Below are 26,912 nucleotides of genomic sequence, written 5' to 3'. Positions count from 1 at the left end.
CGAGGAGGAGCGCGCCGCGCTGGAGGCTGGCTGGGGCTTCGTCGAGTGAGGTGCACGCCGTAGTCGAGGCCGCCGCGGACCGCATCCGCGACGGCCTCTGTCACGGGCGCCATCCATGGCGCAGTCCTTCGAGATAGGCCGTTAGGTCGGCGGCATCGGCGGGGCTGAGCCGAAAGTCGGGCATGGCCGGATGCCGGCGGTCCACGCCCTCCACGAGGACATCAGCGAGGTCGCCGACGGGGAAGTGGTCGGCGAGGCTGCGGAAGGACGGCGCCTCGCGCATCGGGCTGGTCCGCCTCAAGCCGACCGCGTGGCAGCGCCCGCAATACACCCGGGCGAATGCCAGGCCGCGGTCCGCCGGGGAGGCCGAGGCCTGGGGCGCGACGAGGGCCAGGATGATCGGCGCCGATACCCTGAGGATGGCGGGGGACCAGCGCATCAGTGGCACATCAGGCAACAGACCTGCGCGCGTTCGAGGACTTCGCGCGTGACGCCCCCGAAGATCCATTCCCGCAGGCGCGAATGGCCGTAGGCGCCCATGACGATGAGGTCGGCGTCCTGCCGCAGGGCGAAGTCCAGGATCTCGTCGCCGTCGCTGTCTGTCGCCTCCAGGAAGTGGGTCGTCACGTGCGCGCCGTGCCGCGCGAGATGACTGGCCACGGCCTTCGTCCCTTCGTGCCGCCCGTCGCCACCGACCGTCACGACCGCGACCTCGTCGGCACCGTGAAGGAAGGGAAGCACCGCCGATACGGCCCGCCGCGCCTCTGGACCGTCCTTCCAGGCGACGACGATGCGGGCCGCATGCAAGTGCACGAGTCGGGGCGGTACGACGAGGACGGGCCGTCCCGCCTCCATCAGCACCGGCCCGGGCGGCACGCCAAGCGGACCCGGGTCGTCGTCGCCCCGCCCGCGCCGGCCCACGACGACGAGGTCGGCGGCGCGCGCCTGTTCGACGAGATGCGTGATCGGCCCGGCGAGCGCGGCCTGCCACTCCGTGCGGATTTCCTCCCCGGCGCTGCGGTCGAACATGTCGTGGGCCTGTTCGAGGATCTCGCGGACCAGCGCCTTGTTGCGCTCTTCCTGTCGAGTGGCGTCGTAGACGTCTCGCACCAGGATGGGGACCGGCACCTGATGGGCCGCCACGCCCGTGAGGGTCGCCTCGAAGCGTCGCGCCAATCCTGCAGCCAGGCGCACCCGGTCCGGTGCCGCGTCGCCGAGGTCGGCGGAAACGAGGATGTTCGCGAAGTCCATGGCCACCTCCACCGTGCGCCGGTCCCGGCGCGGGAAGCCTGGCCCGGGGCGGATCGACCGACCTTGATCCAGCGCAAGCCCGCCGGTGCCGCTCCGCGAGCCTTACGGAAGGTCCGGGGCCGTCGATGCGTCGTGCGCGCGCCCGTGACCGGTACCGCCGAGCGCGCGCATGGCGTTGAGGATCACGGCGACGTCGATGGCTTCCTGGAGGAGCGCTCCCTGAAGGGGTGAGAGGTATCCCAGGGCCGCCGCGACCATGCCGGCCAGCGAGAGGCCGAGACCGACCCACACACTCTGGAGCGCGATGGCGCGGGCCCGGTTGGCGATGCGGATGGCCCGTGGCAGGGGCGCCAGGCTGTCGACCAGCAGGACGATGTCGGCCGCCTCGGCAGCCGCCGCCGCGCCCCGGGCTCCGAGGGCCACGCCGAGATCGGCGGCCGCCAGGGCAGGCGCGTCGTTGACCCCGTCGCCGACCATCATCACCGGTCCGTTCCGTCGCTCGGCTGCGACGGTCTCGGTCTTGGCCACAGGGTCGAGGTCGGCGACGACCGCGTCGACCGGCAGCCCGGCGACGAGCGCCTCCGCGACGGCCCGTCGGTCCCCGGTCGCGAGCACCACACGCTCGATGCCGCACGCGCGCAGTTCCAGGAGCGCGTTGCCGCCGTCCGCCCGCAGCGGATCGGCGAACGCCAACACGGCGGCCGGGGCACCGTCGATGGCAATCAGCACCGTCGACGTGACCGCTGAGATGCTTCCTGGCTCGGCCGGTGCCGGGAAGCCGATTCCATGCGTTTGCATGAGATGCGGCCCCCCGACGGCGACCGAGCGCCCCTCCACCGAGCCGGACACGCCTTCCCCGGGCATTTCCTCGACGCCCTCGGGTTGCGCGAGTGGCAGGCTGCGCCGGGCCGCCTCATCGATCAGGGCCCGGGCCAGCGGGTGGCCGGAGGCTTGTTCGAGGGACGCCGCGAGCCTCAGGACCTCGCCTTCGTCGCGGGCGCCGAGGATGCGCGCGGAGGTCAACCGGGCGTTGCCGTGGGTGAGCGTGCCGGTCTTGTCGACCACCAGCACGCGCACCTTGGCCAGCATCTCAAGGGCGCCCCCGCCCTTGATCAGCACGCCGATGCCGGCTGCGCGCGAGAGGCCGGAGACGAGGGCGACGGGGACCGCCAGGATTAGCGGGCACGGGGTGGCGACGACCAGCACGGCCAGCGCCCGCAGCGGGTCGCCGGTGGCGAGCCAGGCGCCCCCGGCCATCAGCAGCGTGAGCACGAGGAAGGCGAGCCCGTACCGGTCCGCCAAGCGGGCCATCGGCGCTTTCCGGGCCTGCGCCGCCTCGACGAGGCGGATGATCCCGGCATACGTGCTCCCGGCCGCGGGCCGCTCCGCCACCAAGGTGAACGGCGTGCCCGCGTTCACGGTCCCGCTCAGCACGGTCTCGTTCGTGAGGGCCGTGACCGGCAGCGCCTCGCCGGTGAGGCTCGAACGGTCGAGCACGGCGCGGCCTGCGGCGACCCGCCCGTCGACCGGCACGACGTCGCCGACGCGCACCAGGATGCGGTCCCCCGGGACCAACGCCGCGAGGGACACCTCCGTCAGAACGCCGCCGTCCTCGCGCAGGGCGGTTCGCGGCTGGCGCGCGATCAGCGCCGTCATCGCCCTGCCGGCGCGGCCGGACGCGTACGCCTCCAGCGACTGGCCGCCCGCGTACATCAGGGCAATGACGGCGCCGGCCAGCGGCTGCGAAAGCGCGAGCGCGCCGCCCATAGAGAGCAGGGCGACGAGGTCGAGGCCGACGTCCTCCTTCGCCAAGCTCGTCACGACATGGATCATCAGGACCCCGAGGACCGCCAGCGTCGCAAGGGTCCAGGCCGACGCGGCGATGTCCGCCCGGCCGGAGGCCTGCGCGGCGAGGCCGGCGCAGAGAGCGGCGAGCGGCAGGACGGCCAACCACCCGCGCAGGCCCGACAGCCATGCCGCGGCCGCCGGTCGTTTCGTCCCGGGCAAGTCCACGGCAGCCGTCGTCATGTCCATTCTCGACCGTTCCGACCTCCGAGATGAGGCTGGCCCGGCTCGGGAGGCCTTGCGCTGGATCAACACGTCCCGGCAGTTCCTGGGAGACCTGCCCGCCTCCATGGTGCCGGTCGTGCCGGGATGGCGGGCCCGACCGCCGAAACTGCACCGAATCGCGTCGCTACATGATCGGCGAACCCGCGTGCGGCGCTGGGAACCGCGCCACACGAGGCGCGTAAAATTCTCCGCGTCCCGCCCATCATCGGCGAACCGTAGGCGGGAATGCGGAAACCTCAGCACTATGTCGCGGTTGAAGTTCGGGTAGCACGGTGCTACCTCTTGGAGGCTGGATGGCGCCACACAATCCGCTTGAAAAGGTCAGGCGCCTGGCTTGCGAGGAGGAGGGATGCCAGCTCTTCACCCCCGTCCTCGACGAGCTCCAGCGCCGCAACCTGGACTCGGATGATCTTTACGCAATCATCCAGACCGAGCTCGGGGAGGCCCATTTCACCAAGTCCGAGCAGACCCGGAAGCACCACCCGACCACGGTGTCGGACTACTACTCGATCTGGGTCGATGACTGCTCCGACTGGATGTTCCTGAAACTGCTCGTCGCCACCGCCAGCGACGGCACCGAGTTCCTGGTCGTCACGTCGTTCAAGAAGGATATCGACCGATGACACTTGAGCCCTGCCAGGCCTGCGAGGAAATCTCGGTCTCGGAGCGCGTCGAGCCGTTCGTCGTCGAGCGGTCCGGGCGAAAGGTCACGTTCGAGGACCGGCGCATGGTGTGCGCCGCCTGCGGCAACGTCAGCTATCGCGGCTCCCAGATCTCGCAGCACGAGCTCGCGCATGCCGCGGCCGTGCGCGAGTTGGAAGGCCTGCTGTCCGCCGAGGAGCTCTGCGCGATCCGCCTGAAGTACAAGCTCCGCCAGACCGACATGGAGCTGATCCTCTCGACCGGCCCGAAGACCTGGACGCGCTGGGAGCGCGGCAAGGTCCCGCAGAGCAAGGTCGCCGACAGGTTCATCCGCGCGCTGGCGAGCGACCCGTACCTGGCCCGGCGCCAGATGCTCGCCGCTGGGATCAAGAACCCGGAGGCCGAGGAGGTCTTCGCCCAGATCGAGCGCGACGACCGCCGGCGTGCCCATGCCACCTTGCGGGAGAAACTCTCGCATCGCCCGGACGTGGACCGTGACGGCATCGCCGCGCTCGCCGCGGACGTGGCCTTCGACGCCGTCCATCGGGCCGAGCCTGAGGCCGCCGCCGCATGACCGACGAGCGTCCCACCATGGGCGTGTTGCATCACCTCCCGCCGAGGAAGCCCCTCAGCGGGATGGAGGAGTTCGCACGCGACGTGGGGGAGACCATCGCGGCGCACTTCCGGGAGCAGAACGAGATCCTGCGGGCCGAGCGGCAGGAACAGGACGCCCGGGTCCGGGAACAGGGCGAGCGCCTGCAGCGCCAGGGCGAGATGATCGAGCGTCTCACCCGGGGGGTCGAGCTCCTCGTCACCGAGTTGCATGGTCTGAGGACCGGCAAGGCGGAGGAGGCGTTCGCCCGGGTCGCCGGGAGCGGAGCGTCCCCCGACCTGCCGACCGTCTCGGCCGAGGCAGCGGTGATCTACACCTGCACCGCGGCAAGCATCGGCAGCCAGCTTGGGTTCCGGGCCAGCGAGATCGGGGTGCTCCTCGGCGCCAAGGGACTCCGCTGGGCCGGCAACGGCGCCTACCAGGAACTCGGACGCGACGTCGGCCCCAACCACACCAAGTTCTGGCACCGGGAGGTGCCGGAAAGGTTGCGCCGCGTGCTGGACGAGAACAACCCGGCCCGGCACGGGATCACCGACAAGTCCGCCCTGGCGGTCTTCCGGAAATGGAAGGCTCGTCAGGGTCCGGACCTTCTCGACGGCATCGGGCCGGCTCCGAAAGTCGGACCGGCCTGACGGCTCGGCGCCCGGCCGGACGCACCTGTCCACCGGCGACCCGGTGCACCGTGACTTGGAGGCGCCTGCCGCGGGCAAGCACCGCCGTACCGGGCACGTCCCGCTTCGACGTGCGATGCGAGGGCGTCAGTGCTTCCGAAGGGCTTCCGAGAGTGTGTGGAAGTCCTCGACCGCGAACCCGGCTATGTTCGATGCAGGGCAGGGAAACGACGCTTCCCTCTCGAACGTGACAGTCAGCGCGGCGAGTTTCGCGATGCCTTCCTCGGCACCGATGGCTGGTATGGCCGGCTGCGGAAGATCCATCCTCGTGTATTGGTGCCTCTTCATGGTCGCGAAGGCCTCGGCGAGGACTTACGCCCCTTGGCCGGCGGGCGGCGCGTCCCTGCGGTCGTGCCTGCACCTCTGCGAACCATCCCAGGCTTCGGGCCCGGCTTCTGACGGGGCTTCGGATCGGGCTTTGTCGGCGGCCGCGTCGCGGGTTTCGAGGCGGCTGGCCTCTTTCGGGCCGGCTTGGGTGCTGCCCCAGCCAACGTCTTGCGGACCTCGGCAACGACGCGCCGGATGCCTTGAGCGACGTTGAGGAAGGCCTCGTCGGCGCTGCGCCAGCGGGTGACTTCGCGCCCATCCTCGGGCAGCAACTTGAAGCCCGCCGCGGTAGTTGATTTCCAGTCGCAGGGGCGCAGCACGACGGCGACGACGCGCATCGTGCCGTTCGCGCGGCGGCCCATGGCGCGCTTGTACTCGATCTTCCAGCAGTAGTTGCTCGCGAGGTAGTCGGGGCTGAGCAGGCCTACGAAGACGTGCGCCTTGCGCAACTCCCGCGCGATCTCGGTATCGAGCTTGTCGCCGGCATTCATGTCACCGTCGAACCAGGTCGTGACACCTTCGCGCTTTAGGGTGCGAGGTGGGTCTCCAGCCGCTGGCGGGCGTCGGCGTCCCGGTGCGAGTAGGAGACGAAGATCCGGACCTCGGGTTTCTCCGGCTTCGGTCGCGGAGCCGCCGGCCGAGCCGGGGAGCGGGGCCCAGGCTTCGCCTTGGCTGGCGTCTTCGAAGCAGAGCTAGGCTTCTCGGTGTACGTGCGGGCGCGGGCGCGCATGGAAGCCCCCGTCAAGTTGCGGGCCAAGTTCCGGATTCATGCGCGCCGAACCTGTTTTGTTCCGCATCGTTAGGGGGATAACCCCGAGCGCCGGGTCGGCCGCCCGGGACGGTGGCGGTTCGGCTCGGTGGCGTACGCGTTTCGGGTAACCTGACCCGTGAAGCGTTATGGTTTCCAGGCGCGCGAGACGGGCGGTCGCGGCGATGCGGATGGGGACAGCCCGGGATGCAGCGTCGAGGGGAAACGCACCGGTGAGCCCTCTCGCGGCCTTAAATTCGTGTTGCGAGGTAGCCACCAGCGCTGCCCTTTTCGACGCAGATCCCAAACGTAAGGTAGCGTTGTCTTTCCGGCCTCGGTTATAATCTCTTGTTCGAAGGCTACTTACGACGCTCCTTACTGCTTAGGCAGGATAGAGGGAGCGCGGCGATGGAGGGGAAGCGCTTGGAATTCATAACCATCGTCGTATTGATCGCGGTCGGGGCATTCGCGATTAGGCATTTAATGCAACAGGCACGCCGAAAAAGATTGACGGAAAAATATGGCGACGCTGAGATCGTCGATAGAATAATGAACAAAATGGTATGGCAAGGCATGACCGTCGATCATCTGGTGGATGCTCTCGGAAACCCAGTCGCCATCGATAGGAAGGTGTTAAAAACCAAGACTAATCATACTTATAAATACGGACAAACAGGCAAGAACAGATTTAGTAGACGAGTTATGCTTGAAAATGATGTCGTGGTTGGGTGGGATTTTAAATAGGCTGGACCTACGAAACTGCCTGCTTGTTAGCTGATGCCTGCAAGAACTCCCCGCGAACCGTCAACATTTGGCTGTGCATGTGTTGGCGAGCCGACAAGATTTGAGCGCTAGCTTGGCGTAATTCGGCCAAGCTGACGTTCATACGTCGCTCGATCTCCGTCTTTTTGGCGAGGATGTCTTGCTCCACCCGAGCAGTGTCGCGCGGGTCCACATGCTGGGTCGCATCGAAGACGAAGCGTTTCTCGATGGATGACCGCCAGGCCAGCATCCGCGCCTGCATCTTGGGTCCGAAGCCCGGCACCTGGGTCAGCTTCCCCTGGGTGACGTCCGCGGCGGTCTCGATACCATAGGACGCCAGTGTCAGCTTACGCCCCTTGCCGACTCCCTCGATCTTAGCCTTCTCAATCTCGAACGCATCCAGAAAGCGGAGGCGCTGAGCCCGTTCGCGGTCCCTGTCCAACTCGGCGAGTTTCTTCAGCCTGAGGGTCGGTACTTGGTTCCACTCCTCGCGAAGGCTCACCAATACGGTCTTACGCTGATCGTACAGGGCAGGGCCGGCCTTCTGCAGCCACTCCTTTTCGGCTTTCTCCCATCTCGCAGTGGCTGCGTCGTAGGCCTCAATGATGGGACGAAGCTTGTCGGTCCCGCCATTGGCTGCAAGGACCACGAGGTACATCACGCAGGCGGCCAGAAGCATCACGGGCCCCAACGCGATGCCTAATACCGCTACCATTGCGGCTGCGGTCGCAGCCATCGCATGACGTTTGGTCGTCCGACCGGCGAGCTTCCGAGCCTCGGCGCTGGGCTCGGGCATCGGAACCTCTATGGCGGGTGCGCCCCCTGGGTGCCGGATGGCTTCGACCTCCTGCCACAGCCGGGCCATGTCGAACATCGTGCCGGCGGCACTCTGAACGACCACCGGGAACAGGGCGACCCCCGTTGCGCCTTCCATCGGGCACCACGGGCATGCCGTCGAGCGGCTATGCCAATGCGAAGGATTGACGCCGCATTGCTTCAGGTCGGCTTCTAGGCCTTCAAGCGCCGTGATCCAATCCCGGGCGGCCGGCCGACCAACCTGTCGCGCATCGGACGCGAATGCCTTCTCGAACAGCAACTCGACCTGAGGCCCCACGATGGACAAAGGCGGAGTGCCGGGTGGCTGGGTCATCTGGAGCATCGACCGCCGACGCCCGTAGGCGAAGCGGTGCTCCTCGATGGCGCGCGATATCGGCATGTCTCCCGCGCCCGAGAACCGGCCTGCGAACGGGTGGCGCCCCATAAAGAGCAGCAGGAACACCATCACTGCCAGGCCGAAGTCGTCGTGCGACGCATCGCGCACCACGCCCTGGAAGGACCGGCCCTGAAGTTCCGGCGGGGTGAACGTCTCAACGCCCACCTCGCACAAGAAGCGTCGGCCACCGTGCATCACCTGGAAGCTGTCGCAATCGATTAGGGTGACGGTGGCGTCCTGTCCGACGAGAACGCCGCCGTGATTGACGTCGCCGATGACGCAGCCGGCCGCGTGGACCGCCGCAAAGGCCCGGGCGGTGTTGGCCGCCGCACGCACGAGGAACCGCCAGTCCGCCCGCAGGAACTCGGAGCGACGGCTCTTCGGGCTGTAGAGGTTGTGGATGTCCTTGCGGCCGCTGACACGCGGCATGAGGAGGCCGACCGGCGCGCGTCCGCTGCCCTCCATCAGAAGTCCCGAGGGCCAGGCTGCCAGGCGACCGAGGGCATCGTTGCCCATGAGGCCCATGACCCTGATCTTGTCCGCCCGCTCACCGGACAGTGGCTTATGGTAGACCTTCGCAACGAGTCCCGGCCGCGAAACCACCTCATAGACGGCGCCTTCGCCACCCTGTCCCAGAACCGCGCCGAGCCTGATCGGTCGACCTGCGTCGTCGACCACCTGAGGCACCCCCTTGCTCATGTCGGTTCCGTCAAGCGGCTGGCAGGCGCGACGCGAGGATCAATGCCTTGTCGTCGTCGGTGCGCTCGCAGACGCTCGGCGAGGCCAAGTAAACGGCCAAGGTCGCCGACAGGCCTGCATCCATGCCCGGCGCGACGAGCCTACGCACCGGAGCGACCATCCGGCGGAAGAAGGGTTCGAACACCGTTTTGGTCGCATGGTGTAGGACGAGGTTCTCCAGGCCGTCCGAGAATAGGGACACCTCTTGAAGCCGTTCTGGCACGTAGGCGAATTCAAGAGAGTCAGTCGCATCGTGAGAGACGACGAAGTTCGTGGTGTTGGCGAACTCGCCGTGCTGCGGCCAGAACACGTAGGACCAGTCCTCTTCCTCACCCCGAGATATGACGATGGCGCCATCGCCGACCTGGACGAAGGCCGCGCCCGTCGTCCCAACAACGGCGGCGAGTAGGGTGCAGGCATAATCTCTGACCGCACGGCCTTCCGCCGCGGCATGACGGGTCAACGTATCGGCCACCCGGGCGACCCAAGCACGGCCGCACGCCAAGTCCACGTCGGTTATCCGGCCGCCTTCCTCGAAATGCAGATCGACCAGTTCCAACATCGTCTGAGCAGCGAGCCATGCCCCGACCTCGGCATGGGCTGCGCTCCCGGCGCCGTCGCAGACGACCCCGATCAGCACTTCACCTCCGGCTGTGTCGATCACCCGGCACAGGGCTTGGTCCTGACAGGGAGTATTAGATGTGGCGTGCGACGTTCCCTCGGCGACGGCGAAGGCGAAGCGCCACGGGTGGACCCCATCGCTCACACCTCGGCCCATCCGGTCGGGGCAGCCAGCGGGACGGTCTGTCCGACCTGCGAGCGCGAGACCCCGCTCAAGGACGAAGAAAGCCAGGAGAAAAGCTCACGGAAACGGAGGCCGCTCAACTTGAGCGGCTGGCGGCTGGATATGCTGGCGAGGACGTCCATGTTCGCCCCTTCCATGCCGACGGCGAAGAACGAGAAGGCCTTGGTCTCCTCGCCTTCGCGCACGAGTTGGGCAGCACGAGTGTAGCTGTCGGTCGGCCCGCCATCGGTGAAGAGAAACACCCATGGGCGATAGTAGGAGATGCCGTTAGCCCGGTAGGCGTCCTTGCGCTGACGGATCATCTCGACGCCGCGTTCGATGGCCGCCCCCATCGGCGTGTCCCCGGTCGTTTCGAGCCTCGGTGGGGTGAACATATCCGGCGTCTGGAAATCGTTCAGCATCGATACGGGGCCGAAAGTCACCACCCCGATCTCGACCCGCTTCATCGCCAGCGTATCGGCGGCGAGCTCATCCTTAAACGCCACCAATCCGTTGTTCAGCTCTGCGATTGGCCGGCCACGCATCGAGTGGGAGGTATCCAGCAGAAGTAGGCATGGGCATCGGGGCTCGGGGTTATCAGCGAACTCCTCCGCACCGAATGGGACCTGATCGAACTCGGACATGCCATCCCTCCGCCGCGACAGCGTACGCGACATGATCCTAGGTGGTACGCAATCCATGGGACCATGCAAGAGGTGACACGCTGGGCGCAGGGTTAACCGAGTTGTCAAGCGTCGGGCAGCTTCGTGCGGAACGTAACAATCTACAACTCTTGATGGACGACGCCTTGATCTCTTGCGAGGCATCGATGCACACGTAAGGTGGCATCAAGCGAACAGCGCGGTATGGGAGAGCGGGTCTGTGAGGCTTCGCATCGGCGCGTTCGCGTATGGTGTGTTCGCGGCTCTGCTGTGCAGCGCCACAGCGACTGCCCAAACGCCCTCGGGACCAACCTTTGACTGCAGCCGCGCCCAGACGGCTATGTCCCGGGCCATCTGTCAGGACCCGAATACCTGGGACGCCGACTGGGCCCTGAGCGCGTCGTACTGGGCCGCCTATTTCAGTGTCGATGGCCCGGACCGCGTCAGGCTGCGGGACGGGCACGTGGCGTGGTTCAAGACGGTCGAGGACGGCTGCGGCCTAGCCGCGAACGTCAGTGCAGACTCGGGCCGGGCCGCTTCGTGCATCGCCCAACGTTACCGGGCGCGGGCGGCCGGCTACCTGAACACGCTGTCCGGCGACGCGCGAGCCGAGGCTTCCTTGCGCCCCGAGGCATTGATGGCCATCCAAGGCCGGCTTGTGTCAATGGGCTTTATGGTGGGCAACGCCGACGGGGTGTTCGGCGCTGGCACGCGTCAGGCGATCCGTTCCTATCGCCAGACTTTGGGCCATGCGCCGGCCGATTTCCTCGATGCGCAGGAGCGGGCGGCGCTGCTTCGCCCCGCCCCTGCTAGTCAGGACCGGGCACGCAATCCCTTCGGCGAGGCTGCGCAGCAGGGGCGCCCGTCTCTGCCCGACCCTCGGTTTGCGCGGGACCCTTTCAACCAGGGCCAGGGCGGCCCCCAAGTCGACCCGCGCGCCGTCCTGCCTGGCATCATCATCGGTATGTTGGGCGGCGCACCTCAGCGTGGCCAGCCCCCCTCGTACTACGCCGAGCGGCGACGCGAGCCGATGTTCCGCGCCGAGAGAGGCCGAGACGATTTCGACGACGCGGGGCATTTCGCCGCCAATCCGGCCAGGCCCTCGCCGGGACCAACCCGAGCCGGCGCATCTCCAGCATCCGAGTTCTCGGACGGTGAGACCGCGGTCCTAGCGGCGCCGTTGGGCCCTCGTCCCGCGCCAGAGGCTGATCCTGGGGTCCGGACGGTGGAGGTCAAGGGGACCGGCGACGACCCGGACGCGGCGCGCAAGGACGCCGCGCGGCTGGCCATCCAGCAGGTGGTCGGCGTATTCGTCGACAACCGCCGGCGGGTTGAGCTCAATGTCTCGGACCGGAAGGTCTCGGAGGTCGTCGACGAGAAGCTGATCTCCTACACCAACGCCTACGTCAGCAAGCTGGAGGTGGTCAGGACGGAGCAGCGGGGCGGCCTCTACGAGGTGACGGCGCGGGTCGGCGTCGCCGTCAAGCCGCTCCTGAAGGTGCTGCAGGACAACGCGGTCCCAGTCGTGGCTTTCGACACCGCGACGGCAGCCAGTACCGTCGAGACGCTTGGCCAGGAGAAGGCCGCTGCCACCGAACTTTATGCGGACCTCGTCGCCAAAGCCGAGGGCCTGGTGCGCGTTGGGGTAGGCACGCCACAGGTCGATGCAAGCCTGCCGTCTTCGGCTGACGAGGCTTGGCTACGGATCCCGCTGACCTACAGCGTGAATGACGACGCGGCCCGTGAGTGGCGTGCCAAGTTCGACCTGATCGCGCAGAAGCGGGCGCAGGTATTCGTGAGGCTCGACCGCGCGGACCGGGGGCGGTCCGGCCAATCGAATTGCCGGCCTCCAGCCTTCGACGCCGGCTTCGCCCGGGGGTTCGGGGGCGATCAGCGGACATTCCTGTCGGAGCGCACGCCTTCCGAGCAACTCGGAGTTGCTGCCTGCTTCGCGTCCTACCAAACCGCGGACGGCGTCATGGCCGAGTGCCTGGGCCGGACATTCGTGACTAACGAGAGGTACAGCCAGCGCTGCCCTCCGGAGGGCCAGTGCCTGCACTTCGACCAAAGGGCGCAACGGCTGAGGCTCGTGGTGGAGTTCCTCGATAAGGACGGCACCGTGGTCTTCGCGTCGCGACAGCCCTTCAGGAGCTACCCCGCCCTTCAGGCCGACGTTTCCCGGACGGCCCCGCAGGGCCAGGAGCGAGGGTTCTTCAATTACTGCGTGCCGACTCAGCAGGACCCGTTCTTCGCCGTCGCCAGCCACGCCATGGGGACGTCGTTCGGTGATGTCCTGGTCTTCCCGGAACGCGGCAGCCGAGTCCGGGGCTACCTGAACCTGCTCCTGCCGAACGCCACCATCGCGCGCATCGCGTCTGTGCGCGCCCGCATCGCGAGGGACGTGTCATGAGGGAGGATTATCGGATGGGCATCGTCAGGCTTGCGGCCGCGGCCACGTTGTATGCGGCGCTGATAGGCGCCGCCAGCGCTCAGAGCGTCGAGAAGCGGCCGGATGGCACCGTCGAATGGAAAGCCGGCATCAATGGCGTGACGCTGGAGTTCAACCCCAATGGCGGCGTCCGGCGGATCTACTCGAAGTACAGCCACCCTGTGACTATCGCTGACAAGCGGGGTGTGCATACGGCGACCGTCATCGCCGAGGAAAAGGCCAAGGGGGAGATCGTCCGCTTCCTGAAACAGGAGGTCGCCACCGGCCGTGTCGTCAACGAGTTCGAGAACACCGTATCGAAGACGACGCAGGAAAAGGCTGGCGAGGGCAAGAGCATCAGCACAGTGGACCAGCGCACCATTGGACAGTCATTGACCGAGCTGAGCTCGTCGATGGCCTCGGGGACGCTCAGCGGCGTCGTCGTGCTTGAGAGCGGCTACGACGACAAGGAGCAGGAGGCCTGGGTCGTCGCAGGCCTAAGCGAGAAGTCGATGTCGGCTGCCCGGGCAACGCGGGATATGCTCACGGAGACACAGCGTCCGGCCCCCATCGGCGGCGGTTCGGGGTCAACAGCGAGCCCAACACTCGCCCCGGCCGGAGAAGCCCCCCGCAGTATCATCCGACGTGGAAACACCGACTTCTGACGCTGACTACATCACATGAATTGACAGATGAGCAATCCGCTCGACGCGTTACGAATGTTTGGCGTTCGTCGTGGCGGTGACGATCCCCCTGGCTGGAAACCAGTGTCCTCGTCAGCATGGCCGCACGCGTTGCAGACGATGCGGCTGCGCCCGACGCGGTAATCGGCGTGCCTATGGAAGTGTCCGCGCCTCCACAGGTCGGACGGAGCGAACACCGACAGGCAGAGACGGAAGTGTGACGCCAGAGTTCGCGGACCTGAGAGCTTAGACCGAGGCCCTGAATGATCAGATGCGTCCCTCGCTGCCGAACTGGCGGCCGCTCGGCTAAGTCTGCGGTGATCGCACCGGGCTTCGAGGCTCGCAAGACCAGCTGGGGTCAGATCCACCCTCTCGGCTCCCAATCGGGCCCGGCCTAGGCCGCCGCCACTGTCGGGAGTTCGTCGATCCGGGTGGTGTACCGGGGCGAGCGCATCTCGAATTTGGTGGACCACACCCGTTTGCGCGCGAACCCTGCCGCAGCCGGCACGACAGCGCCTCGGCCGAAACGCGCATTACAGGCATCCAGCGCCGCCATGAGCGCCGCGCCCTGCTCGCGGTCGAGCTGGCCAAGGCCGGGGATGGCCCGCTGAGAGGCGCCCAGTGGGACGAGGTCGGTCGTGACCACGCCGGATTTCGAGTAGCGGAAGCCGTTGCGCCAGGCCTTCCTCACGCCGTGCAGGCACGCCTTCACGAGGACCCGGGTGTCGTTCGAGGCTTCCGGAAGCGTCACCACCGTTGACACCGACCGTTGCGGCCTGTCGCGGTCATGCTCCGAGGTGTGGAAGAAGACCGTGACGTGGTCGGTCCCGAGCCCCTCGCGTCGGAGCTTCTCCCCGAGCCGGGCGGCATGCGTGGCGACCGACTGCTCCATGGTGGCGAGGTCTTCGACGCGGTCGGAGAAGCTCCGGGTCACCGCGCATCCCTTCCGGGTCGGCGCCATCTCCTCCAAATCGAGGCAGGGCACGCCGCGAAGTTCATGCACCAGACGTTCACCCACCACGGTCATGGCCTTGCGGACGGCACGGGTGTCGAGATCGCGCACGTCGGCCGCGCTCTCACAGTCGAGCGCCTGGAGTTTGCGAGCGTTCGCCGGCCCAACGCCCCAGATGTCCTCCGGCGGGATGCGGACCATCCAGTGCTCGTACTGGACCGGGTCTGTCAGGTCGCAGACCCCGCCGAGCTCCGGCACCTTCTTGGCGACGTGGTTGGCGAGCTTCGCCAGTGTCTTGGTCGGGCCGATCCCGACGCAGGTCGGGATGCCCGTCCAGGCCCGCACGGTCTCGCGCATGTCCCGGGCGAGCGGCACCCGGTCCCGCTCCCGGACGTCCGAGAGGTCGAGGAAGCTCTCATCGATGGAGTAGATCTCGATGCGCGGCGAGAAGCTCCGGTAGACCGTGTTCACCCGGGCCGACATGTCGCCGTAAAGGGCGTAGTTCGACGAGTAGACTCGCACGCCTTGGGATCGGCACATGTCGCGGATCTTGAAGTACGGCTCGCCCATGCGGATGCCGAGGGCCTTGGCCTCGGCGGTGCGGGCGATTGCGCAGCCGTCGTTGTTCGACAGCACGATCACGGGCACGCGGGCCAGCCGGGCGTCGAACACCCGCTCGCAGGAGCAGTAGAAAGAGTTGCCGTCGGAGAGGGCGTAGGCCCGGGCGCTCACTCGCTCCGGCGCCTCGGGTTGATCGAGCCGGAGACGACGCCCCAGACCTCGATCTCTGCGCCGGGCGATAACCGGAACTCGGGGAAGCGCGGGTTGGCGAACGCCAGGACTACCCGATGGCCCTGGCGGCGCCAGACCTTGAAAGAGCGCTCGCCGTTGATGTCGACCACGACGATGTCGCCGTTTCGCGGCGTGAGCGAGCGGTCGACCACCGCTAGGTCCCCATCGAAAAGGCGGGCCAGCACCATGCTATCGCCGGCCACCCGCACCAGGAAGGTCGCCGGCCTGTTGGCGATGAGCAGACGCTGAAGGTCGATCTCATCCTCGATGAAATCGTCCGCCGGGCTCGGGAAGCCTGCTCTGACCGGTCGAGCCAGAAGGGGCACCGGCATGGGCAGGCCAATGGTAATGCCGCTGGCTTGCATGTTTTTGCTCCGCGAACCTGACAGAACAAAATAGGAACATGCGGCGACGGTTCCTCGCAAGCGGCCGAGCTTGCGACAATGAGCCTATGTGGACGCCTGTGGATAAAGAAAATTGGCGCTTGCCGAGGAGATGCCTTCAAACCCGCTTCGGTCGAGTTTGACCGATACCGCCGGATCACTGCAATCGAAGTGACCCGCGGTTTCGAACGTATTCACGGCGGCGTCGGGCAGGCCTGAAACTTTTCCCCCGCCCATCCCCGTAGGACCCTGCGACGCCCCTGGAGGGGCGCAGTATCAGGGAGACACCATGTCCAAGACCCTTCTAAGCCTCGCTCTCGGCCTCAGTCTCGTCGCTGCGCCGGCGCTCGCCAAGAACCCGATGGTCGGAGGCGCGCCGATGTACGCCCAAAAGACTATCGTGGAGAACGCGGTCAACTCGAAGGATCACACCACCCTGGTCGCCGCCGTGAAGGCCGCCGGCCTTGTCGACACGCTGAACGGCCCGGGCCCGTTCACGGTGTTCGCGCCGACCAACGCCGCCTTCGCCAAGCTGCCGCCGGGCACGGTGGAAAACCTCGTGCAGCCGCAGAACAAGGCGACGCTGACGAAGATCCTGACCTACCACGTCGTCCCGGGCGTCTACACCGCCAAGGACCTGATGGCGCTCGCCAAGAAGCCCGAGGGACAGAACCAGCTCACCACCGTCGAGGGCGAACCGCTCGCCGTCTCGGCCAGGGGCAAGAAAGTCTACGTCACCGATGTGAAGGGCAACACCGTTCCGGTGACCATCCCGAACGTCATGCAGTCGAACGGCGTCATCCACGTCGTCAGCGGCGTGCTGATGCCCTGATCGCGGGGGGCGGGCGCCGGCGGAGGCCGGAGCCCGCCTCATTCGCGCAGGAGCTTTCCGGAATAGACGACCGGGCCTGTTGGCGCACCGGTCGGCGAGCCGCCCTTCGGCTCAACCGACACCGCGAGGGTCGCACCCTCCGCACCGGCACGGAGGGCGGCCGGCACGGGCAGGCGTGCCGCCGGGTCAGTGACGAGGCCCAGCGAGCGCGGCGCGGCATTCGCCCCCACGAACCAGAGTTCCAGGCTGCGGTCCGGCGGGGTCTCCGCCGAGAGACTGCGGACCTGAACGGTGCCGCCGTCGAGATCGACGCGCACGATCAGCGCCGGCAGGGTGCCGCCGCGGTCGACCACGGCGAGGTACTGACGGTCGGTGGCGGAAGGCCGCGGCCCGACTGCGAGCCAGAGGGCGAGGCCGGCCGCGAGCGCGGTCGCAGCCCCCGCGGCAGACCGCCAGATCCGCAGCCCGCGCTCCAGCCTGCGGACAGTCGCGCCACCGGCATCGACCTCAGGTGAGCGAGCCGTCCCGATCCTGGCCTCGATTGCATCCCATACGTCGGGCGCGGGCTTGACCGATGGGGCCGTCGCCGTGAGCGGCGCGAGCCGCGCCTCCCAGTCGGCTACCGCCGCGCGAAGGGAAGCGTCCCGTTCCATCGCCGAGGCGAAGGCGGCGCGCTCGTCGGCGGCTAAGGTCCCGAGGACGTACTCCCCAGCTGCGCCGCTGGGGTCCTCCGCCCAGAAGGGCGCGGCGCCCGTGCCAACATCGCCGCTCATGTCGCCTCCAGGCAGCCGCGCAGGCTCATGAGGCCGCGGCGCAGCCACGTCTTGACCGTGTTGACGGGGCGGTCGTGCCGTGCCGCCAATTCCTCGCGTGACCAGCCCTCGCAATAGGCGAGGACGAGGCAGTCGCGCTGGGCGGGCTCGACGGCTTCGAGGCAATGCGCGAGGGCGTCACGGCGGGCGAGGTCCGCCTCGCCGTCGCTTGTATCGGCGAGGCGTTCGAACCAGTCCTCGTCGGCCTGGGTCAGGCGGGTGGCATGGTCCTGCCGAAGGCGGTCGATGGCCTTGTGCCGGGCGATGGCGCCGAGCCATGCGGTCGCGGGCCCGGTCCTCGGATCATAGGTGCTTGCACGCTGCCATATGCGCACGAACACCTCCTGCAACGCATCCTCGGCCGCGTCCCTGTCCCTCAGGATACGGAGGATGATCCCGAGAAGTTTCGGGGCGGCGGCGTCATAGAGCGCGCGCAGGGCCAGGCGGTCGCCCGTGGCCACGGCCGCGATCAGCCGCGCGAGGTCCGCGTTTGCAGGAGTCCCCACGTTCGGCACGGTTCCTCCCTTGCCGCGGGAAAGCGAATTCCGGCGGGCTCCGGCGCATCGGCCGGTTCAGGATATAGCTATGGCATGGCTTCGTCCGGAGGGACACGTGCGAGCCGTCAGAAGGGTTCGCGCGGCGCCCGCCATCGGCCGCGATACCCTCTCACCGCCGCTCGCCTTTTGCCGGCCCAAGCACGGTTTGACGAAGAGTGTCTACGGCGTGCCCGCCATCAAAGCCGGGTGGTCAGGTTCGTAAGCCAGGCCGGCGAGGCGTTGACCAGGACGGTCTCCGCAGCCTTGTCGTAGCCCGTGGCGATCATCAGGCCGGTGGCCACGAGGATGGCGCCCAGGGCGACCTTGAGCCCCTTGCCGAGCCCCATCATCCGGTCGCGCCAGCGCATCAGCACCTCGCGCGAGAGCGCGCCGAGGAGCAGGAGCGGCAGGGCGGCGCCGAGACCGAACAGGAGCATCGTAAGCGCCGCCGTGCCCAGGTCCCGCCCCTGATCGGCGAGGAGGGACGCGGCGCCCAGGGTTGGCCCAACGCAGGGGCTCCAGACTACCCCGAGCAGCAGCCCGACCCCGAACTGGCCAAGGAGCCCGGCTGTCGAGAAACCGCCGAACCGGCTCTCGATCCAGTTGCTCACCGGACCGGCGGTGACGGCGAGCTGGGTCTGGGCGGCCGGAACCATCAGGACGAGCCCGATCAGGACCAGCATTATGGCCGCGACGGTACGGAAGACATCGCCGTCGAGACCGATGGCGAACCCCACGGTCGCCACGAACAGCCCGATAGCCACGAAGGACAGCGCGAGGCCGGCGGCGAGGGCTGCGGGGCCGAGCCGGTGCTCCGATGCCGCGGCACCAAGCACCAGCGGCAGCAAGGGCAGCACACAGGGTGACAGCACCGAGAGGATGCCGGCGAGGAACGCGAGGCCGAACGTCGTGGCCACGACCGACCTACAACGCCTTCTCGACGGCGCCCTCGATCCACTCCGGCTGGGTATCGCCGACCGAACGACCCGTCTCCTTCTCACCCTTGAAGGTGATCAGGGTGCTCTGCCTCGTCACGCCAAACCGCTTCAGCACGTCCTTCCGGCTGTCGAAGTCAACGTCGAACACCTGTAGGTCCTTGAACCGAGGCTGGGCTTCCAGCTTAGCCAGGATCGGCTTCTGCGCCGCACAAACAGTGCACCACGGCGCGGTGACATGGACGAGAATCGGCTTGCCCGCCTTCTGCGCCGCCTCGAAGGCCTCGGGGCTGAAGACCGCCTCGGCGGCATTCGCGGCGGCACCGAACAGCAGGGGAGCGGCGGCCAGGGCGCCGAGAAGTAAGCGACGGGTGGTCATGGACTGTCTGTCTCCTTGGTGATGCGTCTAGGCAGATAGTCGGCTCAATTGGTCGCCTGGGTAACGGCGCGGTCGACGTTCACCCTTTCCGCCCAATCCTTGGCCTCGGCCTGACCCTTGAGGTCGATCAACCGGGCTCCGCTGACGTCGACGTTCTTGAAGTCCGCGCCCGTGACTGTGGCGCCGGTTAGATTGGCGCCTGACAGGTCCGAGCCCATCAGCACCACGTCGGTGAGGTCGGCATCCTTGAGGTCGGCATATTCCAAGCGAGACCGTCCGAGATTGGCACCCCGGAGCTTTGCGCCCGAGAGGTTCACCGAGGTGAACACCGCCCGCATCAGGCCCATGGACTGGTTCTTGATATCGGCGCCGCCCTTGAGATCGACCAACGTCGCGCCGCTCATGTTGGCACCCTTGAAGTCGCCGATGGACATTGATCGGCTGAGATCGGCCCCGCTAAAGTTCGCGTCGCGAGCGGTGATGCCGAACATCTTCGCGTCCGCGAGCTTGGCGCCGGACAGGTCGGCCTTCAGGAACCACGCCTGTTCGAGGTTCGCGCCGCTGAGGTCTGCGCCATGGAGGTTGGCCTTGTTAAGGCGCGCCGTCCGTAGGTTGACGCCCCGGAGGTTCAGTCCCGAGAGATCGAGCCCGGAGAGGGACTTGTCGTGCAGGTCGACCGGCTTGCCGTCCGCGGCCTTGATCATCGCCTCGACGTCGGCGCGGCTCATCTCGGCCTTGGTCATGGCGGGCGAGGACATGTCCGCTCCGAGCAGCAGGTCCTGTTCGGCCGAGGCGGGGCCGGCGGCGAGGACGGCGAGCATGAAGCTGAGGACGAGGCGGCGCATCGGTTCACTCCCGGCGGCGCCACACATGGCGGGCGCCGTATCGTGTTCGTTGTGGCGCGATGCTATGCCGGCCCGCTGCACCCGGTCGGTGACCCAGGTCACACAAGTCCGGCGCGGCGGGAGAAAAACGCAACGCGAGCCGGACGATCAGCCCGTCGTCATGGCCGGGGGGACTGCGCCGCCATGACGGATGCCCAGAAGGTCGAACGTTGGATCGACCGGTTTCCGCTGCTTCAAGCGCTCAGCCCGGCGCACCTGCAGATCGCCCGGGGAACCGTCCACTTCCCGGTCCTGGACGCCGGCGCCATCGCCTACGAACTCGATGGCGAGTGCGCCAACTACTTGATGTGCCTGGAAGGCCGCACGCGCATCTTCCGGATGTCCGAGGGCGGGCGCGAGGTGCTGATCTACAAGGTCGGCCCCGGCGGCACCTGTGCCCTGACCACGCAGTGCCTGCTGTCCGGCGGCACGTTCCCGGCGCAGAGCGTGGCCGAGGAGAAGACCGAGTTGGCGGCGTTGCCGGTGGGCACGTTCCAGCACCTGATGGGCGAGAGCGCCGCGTTCCGCAGCTTCGTCATGGACGACTACACGCGGCTGATGTCGGGCCTGTTCACGCTGATCGATGAGGTCGCATTCGCGCCGCTGAAGCAGCGCCTCGCGCAACGACTCCTGGCCGAGGCCGATCCGCGGGGTGTCGCCGCGGTGACCCATCAGAAGCTCGCGGACGACGTCGGCAGCGTTCGTGAGGTCGTCAGCCGTCTCCTGGGGCAATGGGCTGAGGCGGGCCTGATCGAACTTCGTCGGGGCGCAATCGAAATCGTTGACCGTGCCAGCTTGGCGGCCGCAGGTCGGCTGTGACTTGGGCGTGGGGTGTCTGCTTTCTTGGCCGAGGCGGATCGAGCTTTTCGACTGGATTGGGTCGGAAGCAAGATGGCCGTTCAGGGTGGATTACGGCCGAGACGCTTTCCGGCGCAGGCCCGGACGAAGCGGACGCTCTGGGATCAACTGGAGCAGGCCACCAGCGATTGATCGGCCATAGCCCTTCGCGACCGCTCCCGAGCACTCGTTCGGCATATGCGGCCCCGACTGGAAAGTAGTCGTATCAAAAAGCACCCCAAGAGCGGGGGCTCCCAGGGTGTAGCCGACCTCGCGGCCAGTTTGATCGGGCTGGGGATACGAAGGTCAGCCGGAGGGCTGCTCTCATGCGGCGGAAGGCGACGAGGAGGACCAACTACCCCTCGCCCACCGTCGCATCTCCCGGCGCGCAGGCCGGGAGCAGCTCGACCGGATCTCAGTAGGAGCCGAACTTGAAGTTCAGGCCGGCGCGGGCGATGGCGCCCTCGGTCCGGAAGCGGGAGATGTAGCCGACGCCCGGGCCGCCGACGGAGCCGACCAGCAGGTTGTGGCTGCCGAGGTCGTAGCGCAGGTACTCGGCCTTGATCGTCACGGCGTTCGACCGGAAGAAGTTCAGGAACGAGTCGGTGGGCAAGGCGTATTCGATGCCGCCGCCGTAGGCGTAGCCGGTATCGATCCGCGAGCGGCTGCCGAAATAGGTCAGCGGCGCGGCGGTCTGGAAGCCGACGCGCTGGGTCACGTCGCCGTAGGCGAAGCCGCCGGTGCCATAGACGAACACGCGGTCGAAGGCGTAGCCGACCCGGCCGCGGACGGTGCCGAGGAAGCTCAGGTCCGTCCGGTACGTGTTGGTCAGGACGTTCGGGTTGAAGGCCGGACGGAAGATCGACTGCACGCCGGTGCGCTGCAGATCCATGTACTGGGCGTCAGCCTCGATACCGACGACGATGCCGGAGCCGGGGGTGAACTGATAATTGTACCCGACCTGACCACCGGCAGAGAAACCGTCCTGCGGCAGGCGGACGGCCGGGCTGCGCAGCAGGTTGTTCACGTTGCTCTGAAGGGCGCCGATGCCGACGGTCCGGATCGTGTCCGACTCGGTGTAGGCGTAGCCGGCGTTGATACCGAAGTAAGCGCCGGTCCAGGTGAAGACCGGGACAGGGGTGAACACCGGCGGCGGGGCGGCGCGGCGCGGCAGGTCGGCGGCCGAGGCGGCGCCGGTCAGAGCAGTGCTCGCAACCAGAATACCAAGCAGGTTTTTAATCACAGCAATCTCTTGTTCCTGACACCAATCGCGCCGCAAGTTAGACAATAACGCAGCGCGCCGATGTACCATCCAAGTCACATCCCGAACCAAAGCTGCTTCAAGTCATTTTCTGATGCCGGCTAGACTAAGTAGAGCCGACCGGAAGACGGCAACGACATTGCCGTATCTATTTGAGGGCAATATAAACGTCTCAGGCTGGCCTTTAATCCATCTCCCTGCTCTCTCGTGCCAAGCTTTCACCATTTCCGGTCCTGCCGACCCAATCGCCGCGCATTCGGGCGATCTGCGCGCCGGTGTCGTTCTCGGGTGCGGCCAGGGAAACCGACGGGTTGACAGCATCGTTCACGCGTGAATGATTCAGGTCTGAACGGAGCGCCGCTCAATGGCGACATCGACTAAGCAGCCTGGGCTCAGGCTTGACGACCAGCTCTGCTTCGCCCTCTACGCCGCGACGAACGCTGTCGTGCGCGCCTACCGCCCGCTGCTGGGCGAACTCGGGCTGACCTACCCGCAATACCTCGTCATGCTGGCGCTGTGGCAGGACGGCGTTACGGCGGTGCATGACCTGGCTGCCCGGCTGCAACTCACGTCCAGCGCGATCACGCCCCTGGTCGACCGGTTGGAGGCGGCGGGTTTCGTCACTCGCGCCCGTGCCGAGGACCGGCGCATCGTCCTCGTCGCCCTGACGGAGACGGGCCGGTTGTTGGAGGTCAGGGTCTCGGAGGCTCAGCAGGCCGTCGTCTGCCGCACCGGGCTAGGCGACCGCGACCTCGCCGACCTGCGCCAGGAGTTGAAGGAGCTCGCCGACCGCGTCGCCGCGACGGGCATGGCGCGGGACGACGACCCGGACTGAGGATGCATCGCGCGCAGGCGGCGATGCTCCCTGCGGAGGCGAACTTTTCCTGCGTGGGTTCGACGGCGGGATGGCCGGCGACCCGGGCGGATCTATCGAGGGCCCTGCGTGATTGCCGGTGCCCTCCAACTTGTCGGCTCGCGATGGGCCGGACGATGCCCGCACGCCACGCGGGTCGAACACAGGAGGAGACATGGAAGCGCAAGCGACCGGGGATCCGGGGGGCGGCCAGCCCTGGTGGCCCCACAACACGGTGACGGTGGTCGACCCGTCGCCGGTGAATTGGCTTTCCATCACCTGGAACACGATGGAGGAGGCCAACCGCGTCGACCACAACGGCATCGGCCAGCCGAGCCTCGCCGAGAGCTGGCGCTGGCTCGACGGAGAGACCCTCGAACTCACGATGCGGGACGCGGTCTACCAGGACGGCGAGCCGTTCAACGCGGCGATGTTCAAGCTCGGCTTCGACAAGGTCCAGGAATGGACCAACCCGCACCCGCCGGGCGCCTTCCTTAACTTTGCCCGGGACGTGACCTGCGAGGCGGTGGACGACCGCACCATCCGCATGCGCTTCCCCGGCGGGGACTCCGCGGCGCTGATGAAGCTGCGCGGCATGCACCTACCGTCTACGCGGTTCTGGAACGAGTGGGGCTTCGTCGACCCGAAGACGGGTTCGGCCGAAGGTCATTGGTGAGTCATCGACGCGCCTGGTCCGTGGGGGACTGGCCCGTTCGTGCTCACCGAGGGCGTCTCGCTCATCGATAGCCGCTCCGACCGCGTGGTCATGGAGCCCAACCCGACGTACTGGAACCCGGCCCGCAGGCCGACGGTCCGGATCGTCTACGACAACGTCATCGGCAAGGCCGAGGGCATCAAGTCGGTGGCGGCCGGTGACGGCCGGGTCGACGTGGTGTTCGACCTGACGCCGGAGGAGGCGCACGCCTTCCCGGCCAGCGAGCACGGCAAGATCCAGACGAAGAAGGCGAAGACGATCCTGACGGGCGTCTTCAACGAGAACCGTCCGGACTCGCCCTGGCGCAACCCGGAGGCCCGCCGGGCGCTCAACCTCGCCATCGACCAGGCCTTCGTGCTGGAGCACGGAGCGCACGGCTACGGCACGGTGATCCCGGCCTTCATCCAGCCCGGCCGCTACGGCGCGGACCCGGACATGAAGCCGATGCTACACGACCCCGAGGGTGCCAAGCGCACACTCGACGGCCTGGGCCTCGGGGGGCGGGAGTTGGTCTTCGTGGCCTCGCCCGCCTGGAAGGGCGTGGTGGAGGCCATCGGCCAGTGCCTCGCCAAGGTCGGCCTGGGCTGCCGCTTCGTCAGCGACCGGGGCAACCTGCCGGAGGAGTTCGACGTCAAGCTCGAATGGTACTTCGACTGGACGCCGCAATATCCGGTGGCCTGCGTGCACCGGGAGTTCTTCGGGAAGGACGCGACCCTGCGCCAGGGTCCGGAGGACCCGAGGTTCGATGCCCTCTACGACAAGCTCCTGCATACGCCGGAGACCGGGACGGAGGGTGTGGTGCGCGAGGTGGAGCGCTACCTACAGGAAGAGGCCAAGGCCCTGTTCCTGTACTCGCCGTTCACCCTGTTCGCGGTGTCGGACCGGGTGGCGTTCACGCCCTACGACACCTGCATGTCCGAACTCGCCGAGACCCGGATCAAGGGTTGAGGCGGAAGGCGGCGCGGGGGGCTCCCGCGCCGCCTCCTTCCGCGGACGAGAAGGCCGCATGATCGTCGCCACCGCCGGCCACATCGACCACGGCAAGACCGCGTTGGTGAAGGCGCTCACCGGCATCGACGCCGACCGGCTGCCCGAGGAGAAGGCCCGGGGCATCACCCTCGACCTCGGCTTCGCCTACGCGCCGCGGGACGGTCGCCTGCGGGTCCCGCTCGGCTTCGTCGACGTGCCGGGGCATGAACGCCTGGTACGCACCATGGTGGCGGGCGCCACCGGTGTGTCCTGCGCACTGCTGGTGGTCGCGGCCGACGACGGGGTGATGCCGCAGACCTGCGAGCACGCCGTCATCCTCGACCTTCTCGGCCTCGACCGCGGCATCGTCGCCGTGACGAAGGCCGACCGCGCCGACCCGGAGCGCATCGCGGCGGTGACCGCGGAGATCCACGCCCTCCTCGCCGGCACCGGGCTCGCGGAGGCACCGGTCGTCGCCTGCTCGGCGCTGACGGGGTCGGGCATCGACGACCTCGCACGCCTGCTGGAGGCCACGGCTGGTTCCCGCGTCCCGACCGGTGCTGACCGCGGCTTTCGGCTCGCCGTCGACCGGCACTTCACCGTGCCCGGTGCCGGCTTGGTCGTGACCGGCGCGGTGCATGCCGGCACGGTCCACGTGGGCGACCGGCTCCTCGTCTCCCCCGGCGGGCGCGAGGTCCGGGTGCGCGGCGTGCGCGTGCACGACGCGGTGGCCGAGACAGCGCGCGCCGGGGAGCGCTGCGCCCTGAACCTGGCCGGTCCCCGGTTGTCCCTCGACGACGTGGGTCGGGGCACATGGGTCCTGGCGCCGGACCTGCACGGCCCGGCGACCCGCCTCGACGTCTCCGTGCGCGTGCTGCCGCACGAGGGTCGGCCCCTGCGCCACCGTACCTCGGTGCATCTCCATCTCGGGGCGGCCGCGGTGACGGGACGGTTGTTGCTCCCCGGGACTGGGTCGGTCGAACCGGGCGCGACCGCCCGGGCGGTGATCACGCTCGACCGCGAGATCGGCGCCCTGGCCGGGGACCGCTTCGTCCTGCGCGACGTCTCGGCCGTGCGTACGCTCGGGGGCGGTCGGGTGCTCGACGTGGACGGACCGCGCCGGGGCCTCTGGACGCCGGAACGCCGGGCGGTCGTCGCGGCGCTCGACACCGTGGATGACGGCCGCGCCCTCCGAGGCCTCCTCGCCACCTCCGGACCCGGGGTCGACCTCGCCCGCCTCGCCCGACTGCGCAATTTGCCCGCGGCGACGCTGGACGCCCTCGTCGCGGATGCGGGGGCGGTCGTCGCGGAGGATGGCTCGCGGCTCGCGTTCCAGGGTTCGCGGATCGCCGCGCTGGCCGCGCGCGTGGTGTCCGAACTCGCCCGGACCCACATGGCACAGCCCGACAACCCCGGGCTCGCTCACGACGAGATCGCATCGACGCTGGAGGCCGGGGACCGTCCGGCCCTCCCGGCCGCCCTCGACGGCCTCGTCCGGACGGAACGGGTCCTGCGACGCGGCGCGCTCCTGCACCTGCCCGGCCACGTGGCGCGCCTGCGTCCGGCCGACGCCGTCGTCTACGATACCGTTCGCGCCGTGCTGGAGGAGGCGGGCTTGGACCAGCCCCGCCTCACCGTGCTCGCCGAGCGCGTGGGCCGCCAGCCCGACGAACTCCGCCGCCTCCTCGACAAGGTCGGCCGCCTCGGCTGGCTCGTGCGTGTCTCGAAGAGCTACTACGCGCTGCCGGAGGCCGTCGCCGAACTGGCGCGCATCGCGGACGCGGTGGCGCGGGAGCATCCCGAGGGCCTGCTGACGGTCGGGCGATTTCGCGAGACGGCCGGCATCGGCCGCAACCTGACCATGCCGCTCCTGGAGTTCTTCGATGGACGGGGGTTCACGGTGCGGATCGAGGCGGGACGGCGCATCCGCACCGATTGGCGCGTCCTGGCCCCCATCGAACTGGCATGACGCCGCGCACGGCGGGTCGGGACCTGATCCCACCGTCATGCCACCGTCGGCATGACGGCAGGGACGCCTTTCCCGGCCCAAGCTGAAACCTTTCAGGACACGCCTTCGTACGGGCGGGCATACGCCCGGCCAGGGCGCGGCGCGAGGCTTCGCTTCGGCGCCCCCAAAACCGTGCCTGACGGCCATCGTCCGCAGGTAATTTATTCAGAAA

At 68.0% G+C, this 26,912-nt stretch carries 26 protein-coding genes and 1 pseudogene; 11 read left to right on the top strand and 16 right to left on the bottom strand.

Annotated elements, in window-relative coordinates; translation table 11 throughout:
- Positions 1-100 precede the first annotated feature (100 nt).
- The 3 genes from ACLBYB_RS23845 to ACLBYB_RS23835 form a co-directional block, all read right to left on the bottom strand.
- Positions 101-439: a c-type cytochrome gene (locus ACLBYB_RS23845; protein ID WP_447700263.1), complete on the bottom strand. Its 339-nt coding sequence runs from the start codon at positions 437-439 to the stop codon at positions 101-103.
- A complete protein-coding gene (locus ACLBYB_RS23840) occupies positions 439-1,251 on the bottom strand; it encodes a universal stress protein (protein WP_354456444.1) in 813 nt (270 codons plus the stop codon). The genes ACLBYB_RS23845 and ACLBYB_RS23840 overlap by 1 nt, the downstream gene beginning before the upstream one ends.
- A gap of 102 nt (positions 1,252-1,353) precedes the next feature.
- The gene (locus tag ACLBYB_RS23835) at positions 1,354-3,279 is read right to left on the bottom strand and encodes a heavy metal translocating P-type ATPase (RefSeq protein WP_447700262.1); all 1,926 of its coding nucleotides are present in this window, start codon (positions 3,277-3,279) and stop codon (positions 1,354-1,356) included.
- A gap of 335 nt (positions 3,280-3,614) precedes the next feature.
- Between ACLBYB_RS23835 and ACLBYB_RS23830 the strand changes: the two genes are divergently transcribed.
- Genes ACLBYB_RS23830 through ACLBYB_RS23820 form a run of 3 tightly spaced genes read left to right on the top strand, consistent with a single transcriptional unit; the run spans position 3,615 to position 5,208 of the window.
- Positions 3,615-3,944 carry a hypothetical protein gene (locus tag ACLBYB_RS23830; RefSeq protein ID WP_447700261.1) on the top strand — a complete coding sequence of 110 codons (330 nt, stop codon included), beginning with the start codon at positions 3,615-3,617 and terminating at the stop codon, positions 3,942-3,944.
- Positions 3,941-4,537, top strand: a complete 597-nt coding sequence (locus ACLBYB_RS23825) for a type II TA system antitoxin MqsA family protein (RefSeq protein ID WP_354456441.1) — start codon at positions 3,941-3,943, stop codon at positions 4,535-4,537. The genes ACLBYB_RS23830 and ACLBYB_RS23825 overlap by 4 nt, the downstream gene beginning before the upstream one ends.
- Positions 4,534-5,208 (top strand): hypothetical protein, encoded by a 675-nt coding sequence (locus tag ACLBYB_RS23820; RefSeq protein WP_354456440.1) that lies wholly within the window; start codon positions 4,534-4,536, stop codon positions 5,206-5,208. The genes ACLBYB_RS23825 and ACLBYB_RS23820 overlap by 4 nt, the downstream gene beginning before the upstream one ends.
- Before the next feature lie 126 nt (positions 5,209-5,334).
- On the opposite strand, the gene ACLBYB_RS23815 is transcribed toward ACLBYB_RS23820, so the two are convergent.
- A complete protein-coding gene (locus ACLBYB_RS23815; protein WP_447700260.1) occupies positions 5,335-5,511 on the bottom strand; it encodes a hypothetical protein in 177 nt (58 codons plus the stop codon).
- 20 nt (positions 5,512-5,531) lie between these two features.
- Positions 5,532-6,065, bottom strand: a complete 534-nt coding sequence (locus ACLBYB_RS23810) for a TIR domain-containing protein (protein WP_447700259.1) — start codon at positions 6,063-6,065, stop codon at positions 5,532-5,534.
- Positions 6,066-6,730: 665 nt separating this feature from the next.
- Between ACLBYB_RS23810 and ACLBYB_RS23805 the strand changes: the two genes are divergently transcribed.
- Entirely contained in the window at positions 6,731-7,066 is a 336-nt protein-coding gene (locus ACLBYB_RS23805) for a hypothetical protein (RefSeq protein ID WP_447700258.1), read from the top strand.
- A gap of 7 nt (positions 7,067-7,073) precedes the next feature.
- Here ACLBYB_RS23805 and ACLBYB_RS23800 read toward each other — a convergent pair whose 3' ends face one another.
- Genes ACLBYB_RS23800 through ACLBYB_RS23790 form a run of 3 tightly spaced genes read right to left on the bottom strand, consistent with a single transcriptional unit; the run spans position 7,074 to position 10,463 of the window.
- On the bottom strand, positions 7,074-8,996 hold the full coding sequence (locus ACLBYB_RS23800; RefSeq protein WP_447700257.1) for a hypothetical protein: 1,923 nt from the start codon (positions 8,994-8,996) through the stop codon (positions 7,074-7,076).
- 10 nt (positions 8,997-9,006) lie between these two features.
- Complete coding sequence (locus ACLBYB_RS23795) at positions 9,007-9,813, bottom strand: PP2C family serine/threonine-protein phosphatase (RefSeq protein WP_447700256.1); 807 nt, start codon at positions 9,811-9,813, stop codon at positions 9,007-9,009.
- Positions 9,798-10,463, bottom strand: a complete 666-nt coding sequence (locus tag ACLBYB_RS23790) for a vWA domain-containing protein (protein WP_447700255.1) — start codon at positions 10,461-10,463, stop codon at positions 9,798-9,800. The genes ACLBYB_RS23795 and ACLBYB_RS23790 overlap by 16 nt, the downstream gene beginning before the upstream one ends.
- Positions 10,464-10,821: 358 nt before the next feature.
- On the opposite strand from ACLBYB_RS23790, the gene ACLBYB_RS23785 reads away from it, so the two are divergent.
- Both ACLBYB_RS23785 and ACLBYB_RS23780 read left to right on the top strand, forming a co-directional pair.
- Complete coding sequence (locus ACLBYB_RS23785) at positions 10,822-12,891, top strand: peptidoglycan-binding protein (protein WP_447700254.1); 2,070 nt, start codon at positions 10,822-10,824, stop codon at positions 12,889-12,891.
- 14 nt (positions 12,892-12,905) lie between these two features.
- Complete coding sequence (locus tag ACLBYB_RS23780; protein ID WP_182180409.1) at positions 12,906-13,574, top strand: hypothetical protein; 669 nt, start codon at positions 12,906-12,908, stop codon at positions 13,572-13,574.
- 412 nt (positions 13,575-13,986) lie between these two features.
- Here the strand turns inward: ACLBYB_RS23780 and ACLBYB_RS23775 are convergent, their stop codons facing one another.
- Complete coding sequence (locus tag ACLBYB_RS23775) at positions 13,987-15,276, bottom strand: Y-family DNA polymerase (RefSeq protein ID WP_447700253.1); 1,290 nt, start codon at positions 15,274-15,276, stop codon at positions 13,987-13,989.
- Positions 15,273-15,701, bottom strand: a complete 429-nt coding sequence (locus tag ACLBYB_RS23770; RefSeq protein WP_447700252.1) for a LexA family protein — start codon at positions 15,699-15,701, stop codon at positions 15,273-15,275. Before ACLBYB_RS23770 ends, ACLBYB_RS23775 begins: the two co-directional genes overlap by 4 nt.
- A gap of 307 nt (positions 15,702-16,008) precedes the next feature.
- On the opposite strand from ACLBYB_RS23770, the gene ACLBYB_RS23765 reads away from it, so the two are divergent.
- The gene (locus tag ACLBYB_RS23765; RefSeq protein ID WP_100253358.1) at positions 16,009-16,551 is read left to right on the top strand and encodes a fasciclin domain-containing protein; all 543 of its coding nucleotides are present in this window, start codon (positions 16,009-16,011) and stop codon (positions 16,549-16,551) included.
- Between the two features lie 38 nt (positions 16,552-16,589).
- Here ACLBYB_RS23765 and ACLBYB_RS23760 read toward each other — a convergent pair whose 3' ends face one another.
- The 5 genes from ACLBYB_RS23760 to ACLBYB_RS23740 all read right to left on the bottom strand — a co-directional run bounded on the left by ACLBYB_RS23760 (position 16,590) and on the right by ACLBYB_RS23740 (position 20,058).
- Entirely contained in the window at positions 16,590-17,324 is a 735-nt protein-coding gene (locus tag ACLBYB_RS23760) for an anti-sigma factor (RefSeq protein ID WP_447700251.1), read from the bottom strand.
- Entirely contained in the window at positions 17,321-17,878 is a 558-nt protein-coding gene (locus ACLBYB_RS23755; protein WP_244633348.1) for a sigma-70 family RNA polymerase sigma factor, read from the bottom strand. Before ACLBYB_RS23755 ends, ACLBYB_RS23760 begins: the two co-directional genes overlap by 4 nt.
- A 218-nt stretch (positions 17,879-18,096) precedes the next feature.
- Positions 18,097-18,816, bottom strand: coding sequence for a cytochrome c biogenesis CcdA family protein (locus ACLBYB_RS23750; RefSeq protein WP_182180417.1), 720 nt, complete (start codon positions 18,814-18,816; stop codon positions 18,097-18,099).
- Positions 18,817-18,823: 7 nt separating this feature from the next.
- Positions 18,824-19,213 (bottom strand): thioredoxin family protein, encoded by a 390-nt coding sequence (locus tag ACLBYB_RS23745; RefSeq protein ID WP_447700250.1) that lies wholly within the window; start codon positions 19,211-19,213, stop codon positions 18,824-18,826.
- Between the two features lie 44 nt (positions 19,214-19,257).
- The gene (locus ACLBYB_RS23740; protein ID WP_447700294.1) at positions 19,258-20,058 is read right to left on the bottom strand and encodes a pentapeptide repeat-containing protein; all 801 of its coding nucleotides are present in this window, start codon (positions 20,056-20,058) and stop codon (positions 19,258-19,260) included.
- Positions 20,059-20,241: 183 nt separating this feature from the next.
- Here ACLBYB_RS23740 and ACLBYB_RS23735 point away from each other — a divergent pair, with 183 nt between their 5' ends.
- Positions 20,242-20,916: a Crp/Fnr family transcriptional regulator gene (locus ACLBYB_RS23735; protein WP_132368175.1), complete on the top strand. Its 675-nt coding sequence runs from the start codon at positions 20,242-20,244 to the stop codon at positions 20,914-20,916.
- A 433-nt stretch (positions 20,917-21,349) separates the two neighbouring features.
- Here ACLBYB_RS23735 and ACLBYB_RS23730 read toward each other — a convergent pair whose 3' ends face one another.
- On the bottom strand, positions 21,350-22,177 hold the full coding sequence (locus ACLBYB_RS23730) for an outer membrane protein (RefSeq protein WP_447700249.1): 828 nt from the start codon (positions 22,175-22,177) through the stop codon (positions 21,350-21,352).
- Between the two features lie 382 nt (positions 22,178-22,559).
- Here ACLBYB_RS23730 and ACLBYB_RS23725 point away from each other — a divergent pair, with 382 nt between their 5' ends.
- The 3 genes and pseudogenes from ACLBYB_RS23725 (at position 22,560) to selB (ending at position 26,701) form a co-directional block, all read left to right on the top strand.
- Positions 22,560-23,030: a MarR family transcriptional regulator gene (locus ACLBYB_RS23725; protein WP_132368173.1), complete on the top strand. Its 471-nt coding sequence runs from the start codon at positions 22,560-22,562 to the stop codon at positions 23,028-23,030.
- 193 nt (positions 23,031-23,223) lie between these two features.
- Positions 23,224-24,711, top strand: a pseudogene (locus ACLBYB_RS23720) (ABC transporter substrate-binding protein).
- 58 nt (positions 24,712-24,769) lie between these two features.
- Positions 24,770-26,701 (top strand): selenocysteine-specific translation elongation factor, encoded by a 1,932-nt coding sequence (selB, locus tag ACLBYB_RS23715; RefSeq protein WP_447700248.1) that lies wholly within the window; start codon positions 24,770-24,772, stop codon positions 26,699-26,701.
- Positions 26,702-26,912: the final 211 nt, after the last annotated feature.

It is taken from the genome of Methylobacterium sp. D54C (assembly GCF_053345595.1).
This window is presented reverse-complemented; position numbering and strand designations above follow the sequence as displayed.

Bases quoted from the DNA above. Each gene is read 5' to 3' on its own strand.
- ACLBYB_RS23845 (WP_447700263.1), bottom strand. From the start codon at position 439: ATGCGCTGGTCCCCCGCCATCCTCAGGGTATCGGCGCCGATCATCCTG.
- ACLBYB_RS23840 (WP_354456444.1), bottom strand. From the start codon at position 1,251: ATGGACTTCGCGAACATCCTCGTTTCCGCCGACCTCGGCGACGCGGCA.
- ACLBYB_RS23835 (WP_447700262.1), bottom strand. From the start codon at position 3,279: ATGACGACGGCTGCCGTGGACTTGCCCGGGACGAAACGACCGGCGGCC.
- ACLBYB_RS23830 (WP_447700261.1), top strand. From the start codon at position 3,615: ATGGCGCCACACAATCCGCTTGAAAAGGTCAGGCGCCTGGCTTGCGAG.
- ACLBYB_RS23825 (WP_354456441.1), top strand. From the start codon at position 3,941: ATGACACTTGAGCCCTGCCAGGCCTGCGAGGAAATCTCGGTCTCGGAG.
- ACLBYB_RS23820 (WP_354456440.1), top strand. From the start codon at position 4,534: ATGACCGACGAGCGTCCCACCATGGGCGTGTTGCATCACCTCCCGCCG.
- ACLBYB_RS23815 (WP_447700260.1), bottom strand. From the start codon at position 5,511: ATGGATCTTCCGCAGCCGGCCATACCAGCCATCGGTGCCGAGGAAGGC.
- ACLBYB_RS23810 (WP_447700259.1), bottom strand. From the start codon at position 6,065: ATGAATGCCGGCGACAAGCTCGATACCGAGATCGCGCGGGAGTTGCGC.
- ACLBYB_RS23805 (WP_447700258.1), top strand. From the start codon at position 6,731: ATGGAGGGGAAGCGCTTGGAATTCATAACCATCGTCGTATTGATCGCG.
- ACLBYB_RS23800 (WP_447700257.1), bottom strand. From the start codon at position 8,996: ATGAGCAAGGGGGTGCCTCAGGTGGTCGACGACGCAGGTCGACCGATC.
- ACLBYB_RS23795 (WP_447700256.1), bottom strand. From the start codon at position 9,813: ATGGGCCGAGGTGTGAGCGATGGGGTCCACCCGTGGCGCTTCGCCTTC.
- ACLBYB_RS23790 (WP_447700255.1), bottom strand. From the start codon at position 10,463: ATGTCCGAGTTCGATCAGGTCCCATTCGGTGCGGAGGAGTTCGCTGAT.
- ACLBYB_RS23785 (WP_447700254.1), top strand. From the start codon at position 10,822: ATGTCCCGGGCCATCTGTCAGGACCCGAATACCTGGGACGCCGACTGG.
- ACLBYB_RS23780 (WP_182180409.1), top strand. From the start codon at position 12,906: ATGGGCATCGTCAGGCTTGCGGCCGCGGCCACGTTGTATGCGGCGCTG.
- ACLBYB_RS23770 (WP_447700252.1), bottom strand. From the start codon at position 15,701: ATGCAAGCCAGCGGCATTACCATTGGCCTGCCCATGCCGGTGCCCCTT.
- ACLBYB_RS23765 (WP_100253358.1), top strand. From the start codon at position 16,009: ATGTCCAAGACCCTTCTAAGCCTCGCTCTCGGCCTCAGTCTCGTCGCT.
- ACLBYB_RS23760 (WP_447700251.1), bottom strand. From the start codon at position 17,324: ATGAGCGGCGATGTTGGCACGGGCGCCGCGCCCTTCTGGGCGGAGGAC.
- ACLBYB_RS23745 (WP_447700250.1), bottom strand. From the start codon at position 19,213: ATGACCACCCGTCGCTTACTTCTCGGCGCCCTGGCCGCCGCTCCCCTG.
- ACLBYB_RS23740 (WP_447700294.1), bottom strand. From the start codon at position 20,058: ATGCGCCGCCTCGTCCTCAGCTTCATGCTCGCCGTCCTCGCCGCCGGC.
- ACLBYB_RS23735 (WP_132368175.1), top strand. From the start codon at position 20,242: ATGACGGATGCCCAGAAGGTCGAACGTTGGATCGACCGGTTTCCGCTG.
- ACLBYB_RS23725 (WP_132368173.1), top strand. From the start codon at position 22,560: ATGGCGACATCGACTAAGCAGCCTGGGCTCAGGCTTGACGACCAGCTC.
- selB (WP_447700248.1), top strand. From the start codon at position 24,770: ATGATCGTCGCCACCGCCGGCCACATCGACCACGGCAAGACCGCGTTG.